Raw genomic sequence first — 20,974 nt, forward strand, 5'->3', positions numbered from 1 at the left:
GCGAGTATTTCCTTGGGGCAGCCATGGTCGTAGGTCCTCTCATGAGTCCCATCTGACCCTCTGTCAGCTCCCTCCGCATCTCGGGGGAACCTCAGACAGGGAGATCGTGACGTGCGCGCATGTCGTCGATGCCGCACTGGGGCGGGACAAGACGACAGACGAGCGGCCTGCGGACACTGCTCGTGTGCCGATCGAGTTCCCGTTACTGGGTGATGCAGAGGGAGCGCCCCTACGCCACTGCCGGGTCGTGGCGTGGGATCCACCGCCCGGACCTGGCCAGGCTGGGCGCGACGCTGCCGGACTGGTGCTCGTTGGGGGCGATGTTCTTCCTGCCGGCGCGGGAGCACGCCTCGCCGGTACGCACCGTGGTTCTTCAGCCGAGGGAACAGCCTCGGTATTCGGTTACCCAGGCAATCCCCCACGCACGAGAAACGGCGCCTGGAGCTCTTGCCGCCTGCGCGGTCCCGTGGGCGGAGGCGTGATCCAGCTGGATGCTGACAGCGAGTCGGCCTTGCGCACCCAGCCGTGGTTCAGCGGGGCGCCTGTCGTCGTCAACGGCAAGTGGGGGGATGCCGTCGTCGGCATGCTGGCCATCGCAAGTCGGGACGGCACCGTCGGCGACGCATACGCCGTGCCGCTGGCCCAGATGGCAGCGGCATGGCCGCAGGTGCTGGGCCGCAAGGTGTTGCCGCCCTGCCCTTACCGGGGCCGATGAGCGCCAGACGCCTGCCCGTCAGCACCGACACCTTCGCCGCGACCTTGTCGGTGGCGATCACCAAGCTCACCGCCGAGCGGCTCGCCGCCCTCGCGGCACTGGGCATGAAGTGGGCAGGACCGATTCTGGGCTCATCCGGCGGTCTGGGGGCTTCGGAGGACGGTCCCTGCCCAGCCCGCTGTCGGAGGCCCAGGTGCCCGAGCTGGGCGATCCAGACGGCAGCAGGGCGGAGGCCGAGCAAAGGCGCAGGAACTGGGTGGCACGGAGCAACAAGCGGGTGCAGCGCGTGCACGAGCTCATGCGTAAGCGCACCAAGGCCGAACTGCTGTGCATGGCCTACGGGGGTGGTCGGGTGCCCTTGAACTCCCCCGAGAAAGAGTGGTGTAAGGACGAGATCGCCTCCACCATCGTGGACATCGACTCCGGGCTGAGCAGGTCGAGGACCCTGGGCCGTCGGCCGAAGGCAGCACTCCCGCTCGGGATAACGTCTGGCCACCCTCCCGGCTACGCGAGCCCCGGGTCCAGCGGCCCGGGGCTCGCGTTGTCGGCGCAGTCGTGCGGTGTGTCAGGTGCTGATGGTGGCAGCGGGGTCGACGTGGTAGTTGCGGGCATAGCCGTTCTCGGTGCCGACGAGGATGTCGACGACCTCGAAGTAGCGGTCCCAGAACGGAGTTTCGCGCAGTGCGTCGATGAGGAGCTGGTAGGCGTGGTGATCGTCCGCTTCCCAGACCCAGACGTCGGTGACGCGCGCGGAGTAGAACTCGGTGTCGTAGAAGCGTGACCGGACGCCGGTGGTCCTGGCCTCGATCGTGGGGACGACCTGGGTGGTGAAGGCGTCGATCCGCTCCGGGACGGTCAGCGCGAGCCACTCGGGCGTGGTCTTGACGAGCATGAACGCGGTGACCGGCGGTTCGGTTTCCTCAACGGGCATGATGGGTGTCTCCAAGCGGCGGGTGGTCTGACGCCATAGGCACCATGTGCGATGGCGAAGGGGCTGGTGGCTTTCAGCGGAGGACGGCGGGCTTGAGGGTCTGGGCGCACCAGTGCTCGAAGGTGGCGGGACCGGCGGTGTCCGGGGTGCGGGTGACGCCGGCGTCGAGGCCCTCGTCCTTGGCTCGCTTCATGTCGGCGACGGCGACGAGGGGCGCCTTGCGGTCGGCGTCGACGGCGTCGGTGAAGACGCCCTTGACGCGGATCGAGGCGGCCTCCTCCAGGAGGTTCTCGAAGAAGGACGGGTTGGCCAGAGCCCGGTAGGCGACGCCGGTGCCGGCCAGAAGGTCGTCCATGGCCAAAGAGACGGTGACGAGTCCGGCGCGGCCGGCGAGCGGGGTGCCGCGGCCGAGAGCGGAAACCCCGACGACGTGGCCGACCCTGTGGGCGGTGAGCGCTCTCGCGGCGGGGCGGGTGAAGCCGGCGTAGGCGTCCTCCGGGGTCAGGCAGGCATCCGGGGGGACGAGCCAGAAGACGGCGTCCGCGCCCTGGAAGGCCCTGTCGACCACCTCGGCGTCGCCGTGCGAGCCGGTGATCGCCTCGACGCGTTCGCGTGCCGAGTCCGGCAGCCGTGCGGGGTCGCGCACGATCACGCGCAGTTCCTCACCGGCGCCGGGGCGGACTCCAGGAACCGGGTGCGCAGGTGGCGGCCGATGTTCCCGGTGGGGGCAGTGATGACGATCATGAAAACCTCAAGGTTTCGTGTTCCGTTCCGTAGGCCACCATCCTGGGGAGCGCCCCGGTGATGCCACAATGGGTACTTCAGCAAGGGGACATTGCCTGGAATGGAATTACGCTGGTGAACAGCCCACATTCGGCCCTTGACGCCAACCTCGCCGTCGCGCTGGACGCCCTGCTGGCCGAGCAGAGCGTCACCCGTGCCGCCGCCCGCCTGCGCACCTCCCCCGCCGCCATGAGCCGCACCCTCGGCCGCCTGCGACGTACCCTCCAGGACCCGCTCCTCGTGCGGGCCGGACAGACCATGGTCCCCACCCCTCGCGCCCTGGCTCTGCGCGACGAAGCCGCCGCAGTGGTGCGCCGCCTCGGATCGCTGCTCAGCCCCGGCGAAGGCGCCGACCCCGCCACCCTGGGCAGTACCTTCACCCTCCAGGCCGCCGACCTGGTCGGTGCGGCGCTGGCTTCCGGACTGCTGCCCCTGGCCCGGCAGGAGGCGCCGGGTGTCTCGTTCCGGCTCCGGGGCGAGGAGTTGGAGGCCGGCCCGGCCCTCCGCGACGGCCGGATCGATCTGGAGGTCGGATCCATCGACCACGTGGACCCGGAGACCCGGGTCGAAGAACTGGTCACGCTCCGGATGGTGGCGGCCGTCCGCCCGGGCCACCCCCTCGCGGGGAAAGCCCTGGACCCGGCGCAGCTTGCTGCCGCCGAACACGTCGTGGTCAGCCGACAAGGCCGGTTCACCGGCCCTCTCGACACCGCCCTGGCCGAACGGGACCTCCATCGGCGCGTCACCGCAGTCCTCCCCAGCCACCTGGCGGCAATGACCCTCGCAGCCCGCAGCGACGTCGTCTGCCTCGTCCCCGCCGCACTTCCCGGCAATCCCGAATCGCCTCTCACCCACACCGCCACCGCCCTCGGCCTGTGCCTCCTCGACATTCCCCTGCCGCTGCCGCCCCTGACCATCGGCATGGCCTGGCACCCCCGCCACGCAGCCGACGGAGCCCACCACTGGCTCCGCAACGCTGTTCGCCGCGCACTCCGTGCGCCCGGAGCCACCTGACGTGATCCCAGAGGTGCGGCATGGGCTGACAGCGGCCGGTTGGGGATCCGCCTGTCTGTGGTCCACTCGCGTTCCGGCTACCGGATTCGTGGTCGCTGACTCGTTCCACATCTTGCTTCGATCCCAGCCCCAAATACCGGCCGGACAGCCGACCTTGTGGAGCTGACGGCCCGGATGCTTGGCTTCCCCGGCGACTGAAAGATCAGACCCGTTCGGCGACCTCGGCCCGGTGGTCAGCCGCCCTCGGTCAGGAAGTCCTCTCTGATCATTGGCCACAGGAAAGTCGTCAGCTCGGCTTCGGAGGCATCGGATCCTGGAGCCGGTCCGCCGGCGATCGGCGTAAGGAAGGTCGTCACCGAGCCGGCCTCGCGCATGACGGTGTGCGGGGGAATGCCGGAGAAGCCGACCCTCAAGGCCGGCCAGAATACCTTTCATTGGTCATGCTTGGCCGACACTCCTGACGTATCGAAACCTGCTTCTGCGGCGTCGGCGGCGAGCCATATTCAGCATCGCCGCCCGATCCAGCGGCGGGTACCTTATCGCCGCGGGGTAATGAAAGCGCCATTCACGACGTACCCATCCAGCCCGTGGAGTTCGCCGTACGCAATCAGGTCGCTGGTGCGGTTGATGAACCCACGCCCCGAATAGTTGAGCGAGGTGTTGCAGAGGACGCTGAATCCGGTCAATTCACCGAAGGAGGTCAGCAGATCGGCCATTTCCGGGTTCGCCGTCGGGTCGACGGTCTGAGTGCGAGCCGTTCCGTCGACGTGCGTCACGGCCCGCAGTTCGCCGGACTCGACCTGACTGAAGTACAGCATGTAGGGGTCGGGGACCCCGCCACCGAACCAGCGGGCCGCGTCCTGCTCCAGACAGATCGGGGCGATGGGGCGGTAGCCCTCGCGCTGCTTGATCTTGTTGAGCCTGACCGTCGTCTCCTCGGTGAAGGGAGCGGCCAGGATCGACCGGTTCCCGAGCGCGCGGGGGCCGATCTCCCAGCGGCCCTGTGCCCAGCCGATGATGTTCCCGTCGCGGAGGTAGCGGGCGACCTCGTCGTTGCGCACCGGGCGGACTTCGTAGCGCTGCGGGTCGAATGTCATGTCCTCCACGAATTCACCCCCCGCGTAGACGTCCCAGTCCAGGTCGGCCGACCCGGTGTAGAAGTGCTGGGCGTCGATGGCGGTCCCGATCGCGGAGCCGCTGTCGTTGGGGCACGGCGGGACGAAGACCGCGGGGAAGAGCCCGCACTCGCGCCAGCGGCGGTTCCACTCGCAATTGAGTCCGCAGCCCCCCGAGATGAGCAGCGGGAGGCCCTCCGTCAAATGCTCCCTGGCGTACGCGTAGAACCGGTCGAAGATGGCGTTCGACAGGCGGGCGGCGAGGCTCTTGTACGCGTTCGATTCCACGCCGATGTTGTAGTAAGGGGAATCGACCATCCGGTCTTTCAGGCTGCCGGTGATGACTTCCTTCTGGCCGAGAATGAAGTCGATGACTTCCTGTTCCGCCTGGGTCGCCGATCGATTCTCGGCAAATCCGGCCAGGGCCATCTGCTTGCCCGCGTCCTGGAAACGGACGAATTCTTCGTGCGCACTGTAATTGGGGTCCGCGAGCGCGAAACCGTAGGAGTACTTGTTGCCCGGGTAGTTGAGCACCTCCTTGAGATGTGTCACCTTCCCTCGCTCGTCGATGCGGTAGAACGAGCCGATGTTCCCCTCCCACACCAGGCTATAGAAGGGCTGGTCCCGATGGAATGCCGACATTCCATAGGACGTCATGATGTGGGAGCGCTCATGTGTGGAGGAGAAGACGCGCACGTCCTTCCCGAAGAACCGGCCGGCCTCGTCCGAGATCGCGGATTCGCCCACACCGAAGTACCCGGAACGCGAAGGTTGGTCGGTGGCTTGGGTCCCCTTGATCCAGCCGCTCACGGCGACGACGTCCGGCTGCTTGTCCAGCCGGTCCGCCGCTACGGCGAACACCTCGGCGGTCAGACCGCTGTAGCGGACGAACGAGTCCTTCTCCGCCTCCAGGGAGAAGAGCAGCTTGCCGTCTTCGACGGCCGCTATCGCCCCGTCATGGCCTTCCTTGAGGGAAAGAATCAGCATGATGGTCCCTTTCTCTGTGGATTTCTGACCTGACAGTTGGGCGCCGGGATCAAACGGAGCCGGGATCGGCTGCCGCCCGGCGGCGCGGAGAGACGGGGGCGGCGACTCAGTCCATCGCAGCGATCGTGTCCATGACGTCCTCGGCGTGGCGGAAGGCGCGCCCCGAATCGCGGTACCGCCGCCAGGCGGGGCCTCCTGGCCAGCCGGTAGACAATTCCCTTCGGGGGCTGCCGGATGGCCGCGGTGTCGGACACACTCAAGCCCGTCACCACGCCCTCGGGAGGCTCCGCCGCAACTCGGCGAAGCGGTGTGCAAGTTCGGCGAAGACTGCTCCTGCCCCGGCGCTCTCGGGAGTGGTCCACACGGCCACGGCGTTGCCGCAGCCGGCTACCCAGACCTTCCCGGCCCCCTTGTCGCTGCGGGTGAGGAAGAGCTCCTGTGGTGACCCGGCGGGTGTGGCCGTCCCGGGGCGACGGTGCAGCGCGTGGCCGGACAGTCGGCGCACACCTCACCGAAAGCGTGTACGGACCGGGCGATGTCATCGCGGGTGGCGGGACGCACATCGGGCTCATGCTGGGGCATCGAGGTCTTCTGCATCGTGATCGAAGGCGGCGCCAGGCGGGGCCGAGAGGACTTTCAGGGCGAGCTGATGCAACCGCGGGTTGGCGGACAGGGCGCCGGTGCCGCTTTGGGGCGAGGCGCCCAGGAGATCGGTACAGACACCGCCGGCTTCCTCCACGAGGATCTGTACGGCGGTGATGTCCCAGGGGTTCACAACCGGTTCGGCCGCGATGTCGAGGGTTCCTTCGGCAACCATGCAGTGCTGGAGGAAGTCTCCGAAGGCACGGTCCTCCCAGCACGCTTCGGCCAGGCGCAGATATGCCTCACAGGAGTGGAAGATGTCCCAGGTACGCGTGCTGGTGGTGGACAGATAGGCCGTGTCGAGGCGGGGGTTGCCGGAGACCCGCAGGGGCAGGGGGGCGCTGTCGACCGACCCGCGCCGCAGCCAGGCGCCCCGTTCGGCCGCCGCCCACCATCGGCTGCGCAGGGCGGGGGCACTGATCACACCGACGGTGGGCCGGCCATCCTCCAGCAAAGCGATCAGTGTGGCCCAGACCGGCACCCCACGCAGGAAGTTCTTGGTGCCGTCGATGGGGTCGACCATCCAGGTGCGCCCCGCCGTGACGGAGCCGCCGGTCTCCTCCCCGGCGAAGGCGTCGTCCGGGCGGGCCGACCTCAGTGCCTCGTGTACGGCCGTTTCGACGGCGGTGTCCGCGTCGGTCACGGGCGTACGGTCCAGCTTCTCCTGGATCCGCAGGTCGCGGGCTTGGAAGCGACGGCTGGTGATGCTGTCGGCGATATCGCCGAGGTGCAGGGCCAGTTCGAGATCTGCCTGTCGTGACATGGAGCGCCTCACTGCACACATCGTAGGTTTCGGGGGCTCAGCCCTTGGCGGTCCGGGCGGAGCGCCAAGGGCTGCCGGATCACTTCGCGTGCAGTTCGAGCATGTGGTACTCCATGACCCGTACTTCCTCGATCCTGCGCACGCGCTGCAGCAGTTCGACCCGCATGCCGGCTTCCTCGGCGATGGCGTCGAGCCGTTCGCGGTCCCCGAGGTCGGCCGTGCCCAGCAACAGCCTGCCGTCGTCGGCCAGATGCTCATGGGCACCGGCGATGTACCGGGCCTGGCCCTGGTAGCCCGGGTCGAAGACGGCGGAGTGCAGATCGGTGGAGAGTGAGAAGCCGTCCTCCACATAGGTCCAGGGGACGTTCCAGAAGATGGCGTCGAAGCGCTCCGTGGGCTCAAGCGCCGTATACATGTCGCTGTGGAGGACGCGCACCCGGTCGCTCACACCGTGCCGCTCGGCGTTGGCAGCCGTGTTGGCCACGGCCTTTTCGTTGATGTCCAGCGCGGTGACGGAGGCGCAGCCGTTGAGCGCGGCGGTCACGGAGATGACGCCCGTGCCGCAGCCGACCTCCAGGAACGAGCCGCCCGCGGGATAGGGCACGAGCGAGGCCAGCACCTCGGTGGCGGCGCTCAGAGTGCTGGGGAAGACGCCTCGGTGCAGGCTCCATTCCCGCCCCAGCAGGGTGAAGGAGTCCGGCAGGTCGTCACCCACGAGGGCGTGCTGCAGGACCTGGGCCACGGCCTCGGGGGACTCCTCGGCAGTCATGGTCTCTCCCTCTTCGGTGGTGTCGGTCATCGGGACGGGTCTGCCGCGTACCGCACAAGCGCTTCGCGGTGACGGCCGATCTTGCGGAAGGCTTCGGCGTACTGGTCGATGAGCGTCGTGTCCTCGGGCCAGCTGGTGAAGGTGGGCAGGGACAGCGCGTGCTGCTCGACGTGTTCGGCGTGTGAGCCGGTCTCCGGTGCGATGCCCTTCTTCGGCGTTCCGGGGAAGAGGGGGTTCTCCGGGCGGGCGTAGAGCGGCAGGGTCGACAGCCGGGGGCCGGAGGGGGCGCCCACTTCCATGCCTTCGGCGCGCAGTGCCTCGATGAGCACGGAGCGCGGGACGCCGTCCAGTGCCTCGGGCCGGTAGAGCGGTTTGTAGCCGTACCAGGCGCCCATGTCGACGTGGTCGGCAACGTGTACCGGCTCCAGATAGGTCACGTCACCGAGTTGCTCGCTGAAGTAGCGCAGACAGCGATGCCGGGCCTCCTTGCGTGCCGGGAACGCTGCGAGCGCGTGCCGGGCGACGATGGCGTTGAACGGCGACATGCGCAGCTTGAGCCCGAAGCCGGTGACCCAGTGCGCACGCAGGTCCTCGTCGAGGACGGCGTCCCGGGAGCGGTCCCGGTAGTGCCCGAGAAGAGTGGCGCGGTCGTGCACCCGGGGGTCGCTCGTGACGAGGATGCCGCCCTCTCCTGCGTAGACGGCCTTGTTGGCCTGGAGGGAGAAGACCGCGGCGTCACCGAAGGTGCCGACGGGCTTGCCCTTGTAGCGGCTGCCATGGGCGTGAGAACAGTCCTCCAGAACGCGCAGCCCGTGTCGCTCGGCGATCCGCAAGATCGCGTCCATATCGCAGGGGTGGCCCCACTGGTGGACGACCGTGATGACCTTGGTGTGCTCGGTGAGCGCGGCGTGAAGTGCTTCGGGGTCCAGGCCACGGGTGTCAGGGTCGATGTCGGCCAGGACCACGTCACCGCGGAGCGCGAAGACGGGACTCAGCGCCGCATGGTAGGTGAGTGCTGGTCCCACGACGTCCACGCCTTCGCGCACGCCGAGCGCGAAGTAGGCGGCGAGGAGGGCGCTGGTACCGGAGTTGAAGGTGACCGCGAAGCGGGCCCCGTCGTTCAGAAAGGCGAGGAAATCGGCCTCAAGCCGGCCGATGGGACCGCTGTTGCCCTTGATGGAGATGTCGGTGTTCCGCTGCTCGGCCAGTTCCGACAGCTCCGCCTCGTCGGCGGGGGGCGGCCAGACCTCGTGTGGCAGCGGCCGTTCGACGGCGGGTGCGCCTCCAAGGAGGGCGAGTTGTTCGGCGGTGGTCATGTGTCCTACCTGCTTTCGCGGGTGGGCTTGGGCCCGGCGCGCCGTGCCTGGTCGGTGCGCGTTCGGTTGAGGAGGCGGTGCGGAGTGCGCTGTGCGGTGATGCCGCTCGGCCCTCGTCCTCGGTGCTGGGACGGGCGAACACAGCGGTATCCACGGCGTCTTGCGGGACGACGGCCAGTCGCACGTTCGCCAAGGACTCGTGGCCCTTCAGGAACATGACGACCAGGACGATTCCGGTGTCCGAGCGTTGGGGGTAGGGGTCAGGCGCACCGGTCGGCGAGCTCGTTCTGCTCACGTAACCGATCCCGGTAGATCCCGTCGATCGTGCGTACGGCGGCGAGTTGACGCTGGAGGTGGTCCTGGCGGTAGCTTCGGTCGTCCAGATGCCTCAGATGGTGGGCGATCATGGAACGCACGGCGTCGGTCTTAGGGCCGTCCCAGGTGTAGCGCTCCAACGGCAGCCCTCCGATGGAGTGCAGGATGGCGGCCCCGGGGGCGACGTTCAACGCGCCCTCCGTACCGAGCACGCAGAGGTGTTCGATCTTCTCGTAGTTATGGCGTGAGATGCGTAGCGAGCCCGCCAGCCCCGTTGAGGGATAGCTGCACATGAGGCTGACGAGATCCTCCAGTCGACGATCCCGCATCTCCCGGTACTGGTGCACAAAGGCGGATCGCACCCGAGGGGATTCGGGGAACATTCCGCTGAGCACATCGATGAGGTGGTAGCCCATATCGAGGAGCACACCGCCCATCGCCTGCTCCCGGGAGGCGCGCCATCCCGTGGTCGGATGAGCCAGGTTGAAGTGGTAGTCGTAGGAGAACCAGTAAGGCTCCCCGATCCGCGCGAGGTTCTCCTGGGCAAACTGGAACACGGGGTTGAAGTTCCGTTGCAGCAGCGTGAAGACGCTGCGGTCAGCGCGTTGCGCCAGGTGTATCAATTGCCGGGCTTCCCGTTCGGTGACGGCGAACGGCTTTTCCTTGATGACGTGCCTGCCGTGCGCCAGGAGTTTCGTACAGACCGGGAAGTGCTCGCTATGCGGTACGGTGACCACTGCGGCATCGAAGTCGACTTTTTCGAGTGCCTCACCGAGAATTTCATAATGCGGGAATCCCCATTCTTCGGCGAGTGATGAGGCCGCCGGGGCGGGGTCGACGCCGCCGACGACTTCTGCGCTCTCCCCCACGACCGGCAGATACTCCTTTCCTTGATGTCCAGCAAATCCGACCACCAATACTCGCGGTCGCGGACGCACGTTCTTCAACGTTTCACCGAGCATGCAGAATATCCCCCTCGCAGGATGACGCGGGCGGCCAGGGAAAAGCTCGTAGAGATCCCCATCGGACTCTTGGTAGCAGACGGTTCAGAGGGCTCTGCGGCTCTTCCCGGGAGCATCGGAGAGCCAGGCGTGTGCCGCGGTCACAACGTCCTTGATGAAGGTGCTTCCGCTGCGCTGTGCGTTCTCGTCAAGCAGCGAGACTTCCTCGGCCGCTATCCAGGCGAACTCAGTGTGCTTGTCCCGTTCGAGTTCGGGCGACGAGAGGTCTCCGTCCACCTCGACGACATAGTCCGACTCGATGTGCCGCAGTCCGTTCGCCGTCCACTCTTCGTGCGCCACCCGGGCAAGAACGCGGCGCAGCCGCCACCCGGTCTCCTCCGCTATCTCCCTGTGGAGCGCGTCCAGGAGGGACTCTCCTTCCTCCACGGCTCCGCCGACGACGTCCCAGCACTCGGGGAAGAGGCGTCGGCCGGACGAGCGGCGCTGGACGAAGATCCGGTCGCGCCGGTCGCGGATCAGCGCGCCCACCACCAGTCGGGGTGCGGTCTCCTCGCTCACGTCAGCCGTTCACCGCGCCCAGTAAACGGTGCGGCACAGCGGGTGGGCACCTGGCGGAAAGCGTGTCCGTGCAGTGTCGCCGCCTCGAACGCCACACAGTCGGAGCGACCGTCGGGCCAAGCGGGTGGCGAAGTGCGAACCTTGGGCGGCGAGCATTGCATGGTTGACGAATCCGTGACAGCAGTGACCGGGAAGGGGTGCTGGAGGAACCGAGCGAGGAATGAGATCCCAGCTGCACCTACAGCCACACGCCTTCTTTCTCGGAACCAGCTGACCATTCTTCCCTCATTTCACCTGCACATAAAACTCATGTGCGCCATACGCCGGGCAAAACACACAAAGGGTCGAACAATCCAAACGAAAACATCAAAACAGTCCGAATTATCACCGAATCGCGATTTTTATCGGACCTGCATTTCCGTCCCGAACACTACCCGACACCCCAGGAGGCGCATGGGTTTACGAAAGAACTCAGATGCCTCAACTTGCTCTTGACATAGCATTAACTCATGCGCTGAGGCGTTTGGCCCGGTGGGTGCCGGCATCCAGCCGGGCACAGGTGCTCGGATGGATGCCGTCACCAATCCACGGGCCGCCATCGTCCCGGTCCGCCTACTCCGCGGGCCAGGGGTCCCTTATCGCGCTTCCCTTGAACGATCATTCTTTCTGCCACCGTTGACCGTTTCATGGTCAACTATGTTGGCCGGATTTGCCACTCATCACGGCTCGACGACGCTGTCTGTCGACCACATCGACACGCAGAAGACGACACTCGCTGGGCTGGGCCGCCCGGACCGCGGCCTCGGCAACATCCCGAACCTTTTTATTTCTCGATAAGTTGACCACCTGGTGACCCACCAACACCGTACCGACCATCCAGGCACCTACGGGGACCGGCATATCGAACTCGATGTTTGCTCTAGTTTTGCTACTCTCCGGGCGGCTTCTCAGAACTGGTAGCACTCCGCCCGAGCCTCGACTTCACAGCCCGTTCCGCGAATTGCGTGAGGCAGCCGGGCTGCGCATCGCCTCCGGCCTGGGTGCCCTCAAGGAGGCGACGACCCTGAGCGACCAGCACGTACGGCTCCTTCGGAGCAGCTCGGACGCCACGAGGACAGGTGTCGGCCTCCGGCTCACGCCGCCGGGCGGGCCGGAACAGCAGGGTCCTGCCGGCCCGCGGCCGGTCGCCCCTGCTGCCGACAGGGTCCTGTGGTGCCACTCCCACTCCCACTCCCCCGGGCAAGTCCTTCGTTCACCGGCGGCGGGCGACCAGGAAGGCATAGCCGATCTGTGGGAGCGCACCGAACCGGGGAAGGGAGCGGGTGGAGTGGAAGAACTCGTAATGGGGGTCATCGACGGAGGGTGCAACATCGTCGAAGGCATCGGCGAACGCCTGGTAGGTGCGCCGGACGTGCTCTCCGATGTCGTGGAACTCCACCACCTCCAGACCGGCGCGGTCGAGGGACGTGCGGAGCTCCGCCGGTTCGGGCAGCGAGGGGGACTGGAACGCCCGGCACGTCTGGCGGACCAGATCCGCGGTATCCCCGGTCACCGGCGACCGAAGCAGCACATCGGTGATGACCAGCGGGCTACCCGGTCGCAGGGTCCGGGCGATCTCGGTGAGGGCAATGGTCCGGTCGCTGATGTGCATCATGGACTCGATCGCCCAGGCACCGTCGAAGGACGCGACATCGAAGGGCAGTGCGCAGGCGTCCGCGTACCGGAAGTCCACTCGGTCGGCGAGCGCGGTGGCGTCCGCCCGGGTTCGAGCAAGGTCGATGTCCTGGTTGCTGACCGAGATTCCTGACACACGGGCGCCGGTGGCCCGGGCGATGCGCAGGGCAGGCCGTCCGGTTCCGCAGCCGACGTCCAGCAGGCGCTGGCCGGGTGCGGCAGCCAGCCGCCCCGCCACGAGGTCGGTGAGTCGGTCGGTGGCTTGGTTGAGCGAGCGGTCGTCTGTGGCGCTGTCCCAGTAGCCGACGTGGATGTTGCCGTCGACGGCCGCGCCGTCCACGATCTCCGTTTGCACGATCTCGGTTTGCTCGTCATAGAGCCGGCCGACGCCCAGTGACGACGGGACGGTGTGGTGCACGGATGGGTCGTTGGTCATCGAGGTCTCCCGAGCGTGAGGGATGTGTCAGCTGGTGAAGTGGCCCATCTGCCGCATTGTGTCGAGTGAGCGGTCACGGGCTTCCAGGACGAACGCGACACCCTTGTCCGTGTGGACGGCCGAGAGCAGGAAGGCGTGGAGCTCCGGCAGATATCCACCGTGCGTCCGCATCCAGTTGGCCAGGGCCGTGGTCGCCCGCGTGTTGGCACCGTGAAGTGTGTCCCGGAAGTACTGGAGCCTCTTGTGGGTGAGGCGATTGGTCCTCAGTTGCAGGGGGGGTGAAGGAGGCGGCGAAGCGGCGGAGAACCTCGTTGACGTCCGCAGTGCGGTGGGGACACCGCCTTTACCACCTCCACCACTACGGGGGGTGCCGTCCTTCAGGGTCGCGCGGTGCATCTGGGCTAGGGAAGCGCTCGCCACGGGGTCGGGGCAAAGGAGCCGAAGACGTCCGTGAGGCGTCTGCCGCAGGCGCTCTCCGGTTGGCATCTGACGGTGCTGGGCATCGAACGACCATTGTTCTGGAGGACGCGTAGTTCGTCCAGGGCGCCCCAGGGGGAGCCAGTCGGAGCGGGTGGAGAGGGCTGCCCGAACTTGGGCGCCATGGGGCCGAGCCGGGTGCAGAGTCGGCGTAGTCGGCGTAGTCGGCGACCGAGCTGTCTGTCCCGGTCAGTGGGGTGCGACGGCGAGACTCCGGTCATCCCCGGTCGCCCTTCGCCGTCTCTTGGGTACGGTCGTGCGCAGCATCGCGGGCAGAATTCGAGCTGAGCTACCCCCAACCTTGCAGAGAATCTGCCTGCCTTGCCTCGACCGTGATCGGCTCAAGGCGTGCTCGGGATCGACCGGATTCTCTTCACCACCGACTGGCCGTACGCCAATAGGAAGGCCGCTCGCCAATTCCTGGACCAGATGCCCATCAATCTTGGCGATAAGGAGACGATCGCCCGCCTCACAGCCGGTAGGGACCGTTCGCGCTCGTGCCCGGCTGGCGGGCGCTCATCGTTCCTGTGCGCAGCACGAGTCGCAGAGGCAGCAGTCGTGGAGCAAGGGACCAGGCATGAGGATGAACGGCTGCTGACCGGCCGCCGAGGCCGCTACGTCGCCGGCATCGAGGTGCCGGGCTGTCCGGACCACGGCGGCTGTCCGCCCGTCCGTCAGAACTGTGCCGTGCCGGGCGCCGGCCTCCATCGAGTGCGTCGAGAGCGAGGGCGTGCCGAAGACCGGCTGCGGCCCGCGCCGGGGAGGTGAACCCGGCGCTGCCGGCTTTCCCGGCGGAGTGACCGAGTGACCGAAACGGCGGCGCGGCCGTCCCGAACCGAAGCCCGGTACTCCCCCGATCCTGCCGGATGCGGGGGGGGCGGGGCTTCACACCGTCCGGAGGCAGTCTGCCAACAGGTGCACTGTCGGACCTGAAGCGGTGCGCTGTGAGCCAAGTCCGGTACCGGCGGCGGATCTAACGTTCTGCCGTGTGTGCGAGCGGGCCGCCCGGTAACCGGCCCGCTCGACCGTCCTGGTCGCCGTTCCACCGCATGCGACCCGAACCCCGTCACAGGAGGCTGTCGAGGTGCCTGCAATACCGGTCGGCGGGCTGGTTCCCCGCGCCATCGAGAACGGCGCTGACGTCGTCGTCCGCAACGCGAAGATCTTCACCGGAGACGCCGCCCGCAGGCCGGCGCCCTCGCCATCCGCGGCGGCCTGATCACGGCCGTGGGGGACGACGCGGACGTCGCCCCGGTCGTCGGACCGTCCACCACCGTGGTCGACGCGCTCGGCCGGCGTATGGTGCCCGGTCTCAACGACTCGCATCTGCACGTGATCCGGGGCGGTCTCCACTACGTCCTGGAACTGCGCTGGGACGGCGTGACCTCGCTACGCCAAGCCCTGGCGATGCTGCGGGACCAGGCCGCCCGCACCCCCAAGGGGCAGTGGGTGCGCGTCGTCGGCGGCTGGTCGTCCGAGCAGTTCGCCGAGCGGCGACTCCCGACGCCCACCGAATTGAACGAGGCTGCGCCGGACACCCCGGTGTTCGTTCTCCATCTCTACCAGTCGGCGATCCTCAACCGCGCCGCGCTGAAGGCCGCCGGCTATACCAGGAGCACCCCCGACCCGAGTGGCGGCCAGATCGTCCGGGGCCGGAACGGTGAGCCCAACGGGATGCTGCTGGCCGCCCCGAGCGCCCTGATCCTCTATTCCACGCTCGCCAAGGCCCCGATGTTGGAGGGCGAGGACCGCACGACGTCCACCCGGCACTTCCTGCGTGAACTCAATCGCTTCGGGCTGACCTCCGCGATCGACGCCGCAGGCGGATTCCAGAGCTTTCCCGAGAACTACGGCACGGTGACCGAGCTCGCCCGGGACGGTCAACTCTCGCTGCGCATCGCCTACCGCCTGTTCCCGCAGACCCCGGGCCAGGAACTCGACGACCTCACCCGCTGGGTCGAAACGGTCCGCCCCGGGGACGGCGACGAGTGGCTGCGGCTGAACGGCGCCGGCGAGAACCTGACCTGGGCTGCCGCCGAATTCGAGAACTTCGCCGAGCCGGGACCCGAACTCACCGCCTACGAGGGCGAGTTCGAGAAGGCCGTCCGGCTGCTCATGGAACACGGCTGGGGCTTCCGGCTGCACGCGACCTACGACGAGACGATCCGCCGCGACCTGGCGGTGTTCGAGAAGCTCGCCGCCGAGGGGCTCTTCCCCGCCGGGAGCCGGTGGCTCTTCGACCACGCGGAGACCGTCTCACCGGACAGTCTCGACCGCATCGCGGCGCTCGGCGGCTCACTGTCCGTGCAGAACCGGCTGTCCTTCCAGGGTGAGATGTTCACCCGCCGGTACGGCCTCGGGGCCGCCGCGGAAGCCCCGCCGATCCGCGCGATGTGGGAGCGCGGGCTGACCGTGGCCACCGGCACCGACGCCACCCGGGTGTCCTCCTACAACCCCTGGGTCGCCCTGCACTGGCTGGTCTCCGGCCGTACGGTCGGCGGCCTGACGATGCGGCCGCCGCAGAACCGGGTGGAGCGGGAGACCGCGCTCGCGATGTACACCGCTGCGGGCGCGGCGCTGACCGGCGAGCAGGACGTCAAGGGCGTGCTGCGACCGGGCTGTTACGGCGACCTGGCCGTTCTGTCCGACGACTACTTCACCGTGCCCGAGCCTGACATCCCGCACATCGAGTCCCTGCTGACGGTCGTCGGCGGCCGGATCGTCCACGCGGCGGCCGAGTACGAGGGAATGGACGAGGAGCTGCCGGCGGTCAGCCCCGGATGGAGCCCGGTCGCCCACTTCGGCGGCTACCAGGCCCCCGGCCGGGCCCCGGGCGCGGGCGTCCGGCAGGCGGAGCTGCTCGGGCAGGCCGTCAGTGAGTCGGAGACGCATCGCCGTTGGCGCGCCGACCGCGGCCTGATGGTGGATCGCTCTTTGCCCTTCGATCCCTGTTTCCTCCTCTGAGGCGTATCCGAGGCACGCCGTGCCGCCTGCCCCTTACTTCTTCCACGGACCACCGTGCGAAGGGTCAACCGAGAAACCGAAGGGAACCCGTCATGGTCGACCTCACCCAGGTCAGCGCCGTTCCGAGCCCGGACCTGCTCACCCCGGACAACGCCGTGATGCTGTTCGTGGACCACCAGCCGCAGATGTTCTTCGGCACCGGCACCGGCAGCGGCGACCGGACCGCGATCATCAACGCCACCGTCGGCCTCGCCAAGGCCGCCAGGGCCTTCGACGTGCCGGCGATCCTGACCACTGTGGCCGCCGAGTCCTTCTCCGGACCGATCCTTCCGCAGCTCGGGGCGGTGTTCCCCGACGCCGAGCCCATCGACCGCACCTCGATGAACGCCTGGGAGGACGCGGCCCTCGTCGAGGCGGTCAGGGCCACCGGCCGCGGTAGGGTCGTCATCGCAGGGCTGTGGACCGAGGTGTGCCTGGTCCTGCCCGTGCTGTCCATGATCGACCAGGGCTATGACGTCCACGTCGTCACCGACGCCTCCGGCGGCGTCTCCCCGAAGGCCCACGAGCACGCCATCCAGCGGATGACGCAGGCCGGCGCCGTGCCCGTCACCTGGTTGCAGGTGCTGCTGGAGCTCCAGCGCGACTGGGCCCGTACGGAGACCTACGGCGCCGTCACGGAGATCGTCAAGGAACACGCCGACGCGTACGGCCTGGGAGTCGTCTACGCGCAGGCTGTCATCGGCGAACACGCCGCGGGCTGACCCGGCCCGCGCGCCGACTCCGCATCAGGGACAGGAACCAGGGACGGGAACAGGACGATGGACACCGGACTGCTGATCCTCCGGGTGGTGGTGGGCCTGCTCATCGCCGGGCACGGAGTGCAGAAGGTGAGCTACCGCCTCGGGGGCCACGGCCTCGTCGGCGGGACGGAGGAGTTCCGGCACGACGGGTTCCGCGGCGGGCCGCTCACCGCCCTCGCCGCAGGCACCGGGCAGATCGGTTCGGGCCTGCTCCTGGCCCTGGGCGCGCTCACCCCGCTGGCGGCCATGGTCGCCATGGGCGTGATGACGGTGGCGGCCACCGTCAAACTGCCGCACGGGCTCTGGGTGCAGGACGACGGCTACGAGTACCCGCTCGTGCTGGTCGTCGTGTCGGGAGCACTCGCCCTCACCGGGCCGGGCCGTTGGTCCGCCGACCACACGGTCGGCCTGACCGCCTGGCCGATGTGGCTGTCGCTCGTGGCCCTCGTGCTCGGCCCGTCGAGCGGGCTCCTCAGCCGGGCGGTCCTGCACCGTCCGCCGACGCCCCAGGAAGGAACAGCCGTTGCGTGCCCTGCTGACTGATGCCCTCCGGACGCTCGTCCCGCCGCGGACGGACCGGCACGGCCCGCTGCCGCCGCTGATGCTGCTGCTGACCGTGGCCACCGGGGTGGTGGACGCGGTGAGCTACCTCGGCCTCGGACACGTGTTCGTGGCGAACATGACCGGCAACGTGGTCTTCCTGGGTTTCGCCCTGGCGGGAGCCGCAGGTCTGTCGGTCACGGCTTCGCTCGTCTCGCTGGCGTCCTTCCTCACCGGTGCGCTCGCCGGCGGACGGCTGGGCAACAGGATGGCGGCCCACCGCGGGCGCCTGCTGGCCATGGCCACCTGCGTCCAGACGTTCCTGACGGCCGTGGCGGCCGCCACCGCTGCGGTCGCGGACGGGGATGCCCACTACGCCTTGATCGTCCTGCTGGGCCTGGGCATGGGCCTGCAGAACTCCGTGGCCCGTCGGCTCGGCGTGCCCGACCTGACCACCACCGTGCTCACCCTCACCCTGACCGGCCTCGCCGCCGACTCGGCACCGGCCGGGGCTGCTGCACCGCGCCAGGGGCGACGGATCCTCTCCGCGCTGGCGATGCTGCTCGGCGGCGTCGCGGGCGCGGCGCTGGTCCTGCACGGGCGGCTCCCCCTGGCCCTCGGGCTGGTCGCACTGCTGCTCCTGGTCACCTCGGTCACCGCCCACCGGGTCTCGGCCCCCGACGCCCACTGGGCCCCGCCGACGACCTGAGTACCTCCGCCGCCCCACCACCGACCAACTCCTCCGCCCAGCGACAGACACGCGCGCGACCGCCGGCACAGCGCAAGCCGGGGCGCGACGACGACCGGGAGGTCCCTCATGAAGCACCGCTTGGCCCGCCGGGTGGTCCCGTTGGCGGCGCTGATCGTCACGCTGACGGCGATCCCCACCGCCTCGGTGGCCCAGAGCACCCCGACGAGGCCGCCGGGCTCGCACCGGCAGTTCGCCGTCGGCCCGCAGTACGACTCCACCCACGTCTACGTGACGCCGGGCACGGAGCAGGCGTTCGTGGCCAGTTGGGTGGCCACCTTCGGCGGCACCACGATCGGGCCGACCGCGACCCAGGTGACACCCACGCCCAGCCGGACGCTGTCCGAGCTGGTGCTCTCCCCGGTGGGCACGCTGTCGGTGTTCGACTACACCACGCCCGTCCCGTACCCGTTCGGCACCGAGCGCACCGGCTGGCTGGTGACCGCGCGATGATGCAGTTCCCGGGCGGCTATGTCGCGGAGATCCACGCCGATCGGTGACCGGCACCGAGGCGGGTCGCGCTCCTCCCCGGCGGGCGGCCCGCCCCCTCGCTTGCCTGCCACTCACGCGGGGAGACCCCGTAGGCGGCCCGGAACGCGCGGCTGAAGTGACTGGCGCTCACGAAGCCCCAGCGGCCCGCTACCGCGGCCACGCTCGCCCGCCCCGCCGCCGGACGGGCGAGATCCCGCCGGCACGTGTCCAGCCGCCGGCGCTGGATCCAGCGGGCCACCGTCACGCCCTCGAAACGGAAGAGCTTGTGCAGATATCGCACCGAGACGTGGTGGGCGGCCGCGATGCGTTCCGGCGTCAGGTCCGGGTCGCCCAGGTGCCGCAGGATGTGGTCCTTCACCCGCGCCAGGGTCGCGAGGGCCATCTCGGGCGCCTCCGGGACCGGCCGGCCGCGGCGTTCGTGGGCGAGCACCGCGAGCAGGTCCAGGGCCGTGGTGGCGAGCCGGCCGGCCAGGCACGGCTCCAGCGAGTCGGCCGCCCGGGAGAGGTGTTCCACGTAGGCGGCCACCAGCCGGGCGGTGCCGCTGCCGGTCTCGAAGGCCGTCGCGGTGAGCACCCGCAGATCCTCCTCCGAGACGCCCACGGCCGACCGGGGCCAGTGGAAGGCCGTGAAGACGAAGGGCTCCGCCAGTTCCTTGGTGAACGGCTGTCCGGCGTCGGAGACCGCGAAGGTACCCGGCCGCAGCTCCACCTGGCGGCCTGCCTGGACCAGCCGCGCGGTGCCGCGGTGCTGGAGCGCCAGCGTGAGGTGGTCCTCCCCGCCGCGGGCGATCAGCCTCCCGCTGCGCTCGACCCGCTGCGGTCCGGCCCGGACCAGGGAGACCTGTGTGGTGCCCAGGCGGTGGCTGGTGAGGGACGCGGGCGAGGGCGCGGCTTCGAGCAGAGACACGTCCAGCGGGATGAAGGTACCGGAGACGGCCTGGTGCCAGTACTCGGCCCGATCGGCGGGCGGTACTTCGGCGGTGTCGAGACCGACGGACATCAGCGCTCCTCGCAGGATTCTCGGTCGGGGCTCACCGGGAGCCGGGGCTCGCCAGGAGCGGTGGTGCAGGGCGACGTGCACGGTGTCGGCCTGGGTCAGCGCGGCCCGGGCGGCGCCGGTGGGGCAGGACGTGCCGAGCAGAAGGCACCGCGCACGGCGCTCTGACCGGCCTCGGCGGTGCCCGAGGCGAACCTCCGGACCGGCCGGCCGTGGCAGGCCGCGTCGCCGAGCGGTCGGCCGGGACCGGGAAGGAAGACCGCCGCGGAGGGCTCGGCTTGCGGCCGCCGGCGGGCGGTTCGGCGACTCGTCAGCGGGGTCCCTCGGACCGCCGCGCGCGCCACGCGTGCGGCGGGACGCCGTACGCGGCGCGGAAGGCCCGGCTGAAGTGTGCCGGGTCGACGAAGCCCCACCGCTGGGCGACGGCCGACACGGTCGGCGCCGTACGGCCGCTGCGGCCCAGCTCGCGGGCGCACGCCTCCAGGCGGCGCTGCTGGATGAGCCGGCCCACCGTCACGTCCTCGCCCTCGAACAGCCGGTGCAGGTACCTCACCGAGATGTGGTGGGCACCCGCGATCCGCTCGGGCGTCAGCTCCGGGTCGCCCAGATGGTGGTCGATGTACTCCCGCACCCGTCGGACCAGGTGCTCGTTCGGGCCGGCCGGTCCGTCCGCCGCTCGTCCGACGGCCAGCTGGGCGACGAGCGCGCTCACGCCCAGGCCAGCAGCGTGCTCTTGCCCACGCCGGCTTCGCCGCGCAGCAGCACCGTGGACCCGCTCGCGCCGTCCTCCGCCTGGACCAGGGCAGCGGTGAGCACCTCCGTCTCCCGCTGCCGACCGACCAGGACCGGAGCCCGTCTGTCTTCCGCCACTCTTCGTTCCCCCTGAGTCGGCCGGCCCACTCCCCCGGGGCGCTCAAGGTTATCGCCCGTCTGGCTGTGTCGAGCAGTGGTGAAGTCACTTGTCGATGAGTTGGGG

General features: G+C 69.1%; 19 protein-coding genes and 2 pseudogenes. 7 read left to right on the forward strand and 14 right to left on the reverse strand.

What is annotated here, in order from left to right; all coding sequences use genetic code 11:
- The first annotated feature begins 478 nt into the window (after nt 1-478).
- Complete coding sequence (locus tag ACFWWQ_RS20300; protein WP_384598013.1) at nt 479-715, forward strand: hypothetical protein; 237 nt, start codon at nt 479-481, stop codon at nt 713-715.
- A gap of 565 nt (nt 716-1,280) precedes the next feature.
- Here the strand turns inward: ACFWWQ_RS20300 and ACFWWQ_RS20305 are convergent.
- Complete coding sequence (locus tag ACFWWQ_RS20305; protein ID WP_384598015.1) at nt 1,281-1,646, reverse strand: darcynin family protein; 366 nt, start codon at nt 1,644-1,646, stop codon at nt 1,281-1,283.
- A gap of 73 nt (nt 1,647-1,719) precedes the next feature.
- A pseudogene (locus tag ACFWWQ_RS20310) lies at nt 1,720-2,390 on the reverse strand (NAD(P)H-binding protein).
- Between the two features lie 114 nt (nt 2,391-2,504).
- Here ACFWWQ_RS20310 and ACFWWQ_RS20315 point away from each other — a divergent pair.
- Complete coding sequence (locus ACFWWQ_RS20315; RefSeq protein ID WP_384598017.1) at nt 2,505-3,443, forward strand: LysR family transcriptional regulator; 939 nt, start codon at nt 2,505-2,507, stop codon at nt 3,441-3,443.
- 233 nt (nt 3,444-3,676) lie between these two features.
- Here the strand turns inward: ACFWWQ_RS20315 and ACFWWQ_RS20320 are convergent, their stop codons facing one another.
- From ACFWWQ_RS20320 to ACFWWQ_RS20360, 9 genes are all read right to left on the reverse strand, one after another.
- Nucleotides 3,677-3,856: a hypothetical protein gene (locus ACFWWQ_RS20320; RefSeq protein WP_384598019.1), complete on the reverse strand. Its 180-nt coding sequence runs from the start codon at nt 3,854-3,856 to the stop codon at nt 3,677-3,679.
- A 123-nt stretch (nt 3,857-3,979) separates the two neighbouring features.
- Entirely contained in the window at nt 3,980-5,545 is a 1,566-nt protein-coding gene (locus ACFWWQ_RS20325; protein WP_384598021.1) for a carbamoyltransferase C-terminal domain-containing protein, read from the reverse strand.
- Nucleotides 5,546-6,113: 568 nt separating this feature from the next.
- Complete coding sequence (gene hisN, locus ACFWWQ_RS20330; protein WP_384598022.1) at nt 6,114-6,950, reverse strand: histidinol-phosphatase; 837 nt, start codon at nt 6,948-6,950, stop codon at nt 6,114-6,116.
- A 79-nt stretch (nt 6,951-7,029) separates the two neighbouring features.
- Nucleotides 7,030-7,749 carry a methyltransferase gene (locus tag ACFWWQ_RS20335; RefSeq protein ID WP_384598024.1) on the reverse strand — a complete coding sequence of 240 codons (720 nt, stop codon included), beginning with the start codon at nt 7,747-7,749 and terminating at the stop codon, nt 7,030-7,032.
- Nucleotides 7,746-9,035 (reverse strand): DegT/DnrJ/EryC1/StrS family aminotransferase, encoded by a 1,290-nt coding sequence (locus ACFWWQ_RS20340; protein ID WP_384598026.1) that lies wholly within the window; start codon nt 9,033-9,035, stop codon nt 7,746-7,748. The genes ACFWWQ_RS20335 and ACFWWQ_RS20340 overlap by 4 nt, the downstream gene beginning before the upstream one ends.
- Before the next feature lie 260 nt (nt 9,036-9,295).
- Nucleotides 9,296-10,312 (reverse strand): Gfo/Idh/MocA family protein, encoded by a 1,017-nt coding sequence (locus tag ACFWWQ_RS20345; RefSeq protein WP_384598028.1) that lies wholly within the window; start codon nt 10,310-10,312, stop codon nt 9,296-9,298.
- 84 nt (nt 10,313-10,396) lie between these two features.
- The gene (locus ACFWWQ_RS20350; protein ID WP_384598030.1) at nt 10,397-10,870 is read right to left on the reverse strand and encodes an NUDIX hydrolase; all 474 of its coding nucleotides are present in this window, start codon (nt 10,868-10,870) and stop codon (nt 10,397-10,399) included.
- Between the two features lie 1,252 nt (nt 10,871-12,122).
- Entirely contained in the window at nt 12,123-12,980 is an 858-nt protein-coding gene (locus tag ACFWWQ_RS20355) for an SAM-dependent methyltransferase (protein WP_384598032.1), read from the reverse strand.
- A gap of 27 nt (nt 12,981-13,007) precedes the next feature.
- Nucleotides 13,008-13,376, reverse strand: a complete 369-nt coding sequence (locus ACFWWQ_RS20360; protein WP_384598034.1) for a hypothetical protein — start codon at nt 13,374-13,376, stop codon at nt 13,008-13,010.
- A gap of 1,165 nt (nt 13,377-14,541) precedes the next feature.
- On the opposite strand from ACFWWQ_RS20360, the pseudogene ACFWWQ_RS20365 reads away from it, so the two are divergent.
- The 5 genes and pseudogenes from ACFWWQ_RS20365 to ACFWWQ_RS20385 all read left to right on the forward strand — a co-directional run bounded on the left by ACFWWQ_RS20365 (nt 14,542) and on the right by ACFWWQ_RS20385 (nt 18,962).
- Nucleotides 14,542-16,421 (forward strand): annotated as a pseudogene (locus ACFWWQ_RS20365) (amidohydrolase).
- 92 nt (nt 16,422-16,513) lie between these two features.
- Nucleotides 16,514-17,182: a hydrolase gene (locus ACFWWQ_RS20370; RefSeq protein WP_384598036.1), complete on the forward strand. Its 669-nt coding sequence runs from the start codon at nt 16,514-16,516 to the stop codon at nt 17,180-17,182.
- Nucleotides 17,183-17,239: 57 nt separating this feature from the next.
- Nucleotides 17,240-17,764, forward strand: a complete 525-nt coding sequence (locus tag ACFWWQ_RS20375; RefSeq protein WP_384598038.1) for a DoxX family protein — start codon at nt 17,240-17,242, stop codon at nt 17,762-17,764.
- Complete coding sequence (locus tag ACFWWQ_RS20380) at nt 17,745-18,470, forward strand: YoaK family protein (protein WP_384598040.1); 726 nt, start codon at nt 17,745-17,747, stop codon at nt 18,468-18,470. The genes ACFWWQ_RS20375 and ACFWWQ_RS20380 overlap by 20 nt, the downstream gene beginning before the upstream one ends.
- A 108-nt stretch (nt 18,471-18,578) precedes the next feature.
- Nucleotides 18,579-18,962, forward strand: a complete 384-nt coding sequence (locus ACFWWQ_RS20385; RefSeq protein ID WP_384598042.1) for a hypothetical protein — start codon at nt 18,579-18,581, stop codon at nt 18,960-18,962.
- A 16-nt stretch (nt 18,963-18,978) separates the two neighbouring features.
- Here ACFWWQ_RS20385 and ACFWWQ_RS20390 read toward each other — a convergent pair whose 3' ends face one another.
- From ACFWWQ_RS20390 to ACFWWQ_RS20400, 3 genes are all read right to left on the reverse strand, one after another.
- Entirely contained in the window at nt 18,979-20,001 is a 1,023-nt protein-coding gene (locus tag ACFWWQ_RS20390) for a helix-turn-helix domain-containing protein (RefSeq protein ID WP_384598044.1), read from the reverse strand.
- A gap of 307 nt (nt 20,002-20,308) precedes the next feature.
- Nucleotides 20,309-20,710, reverse strand: coding sequence for a helix-turn-helix domain-containing protein (locus ACFWWQ_RS20395; RefSeq protein ID WP_384598046.1), 402 nt, complete (start codon nt 20,708-20,710; stop codon nt 20,309-20,311).
- The gene (locus tag ACFWWQ_RS20400; protein WP_384598048.1) at nt 20,707-20,868 is read right to left on the reverse strand and encodes an AAA family ATPase; all 162 of its coding nucleotides are present in this window, start codon (nt 20,866-20,868) and stop codon (nt 20,707-20,709) included. The genes ACFWWQ_RS20395 and ACFWWQ_RS20400 overlap by 4 nt, the downstream gene beginning before the upstream one ends.
- Between the last annotated feature and the right edge of the window lie 106 nt (nt 20,869-20,974).

Source organism: Streptomyces sp. NPDC059080 (genome assembly GCF_042739975.1).
GTDB classification, from domain to species: Bacteria; Actinomycetota; Actinomycetes; order Streptomycetales; family Streptomycetaceae; genus Streptomyces; species Streptomyces benahoarensis.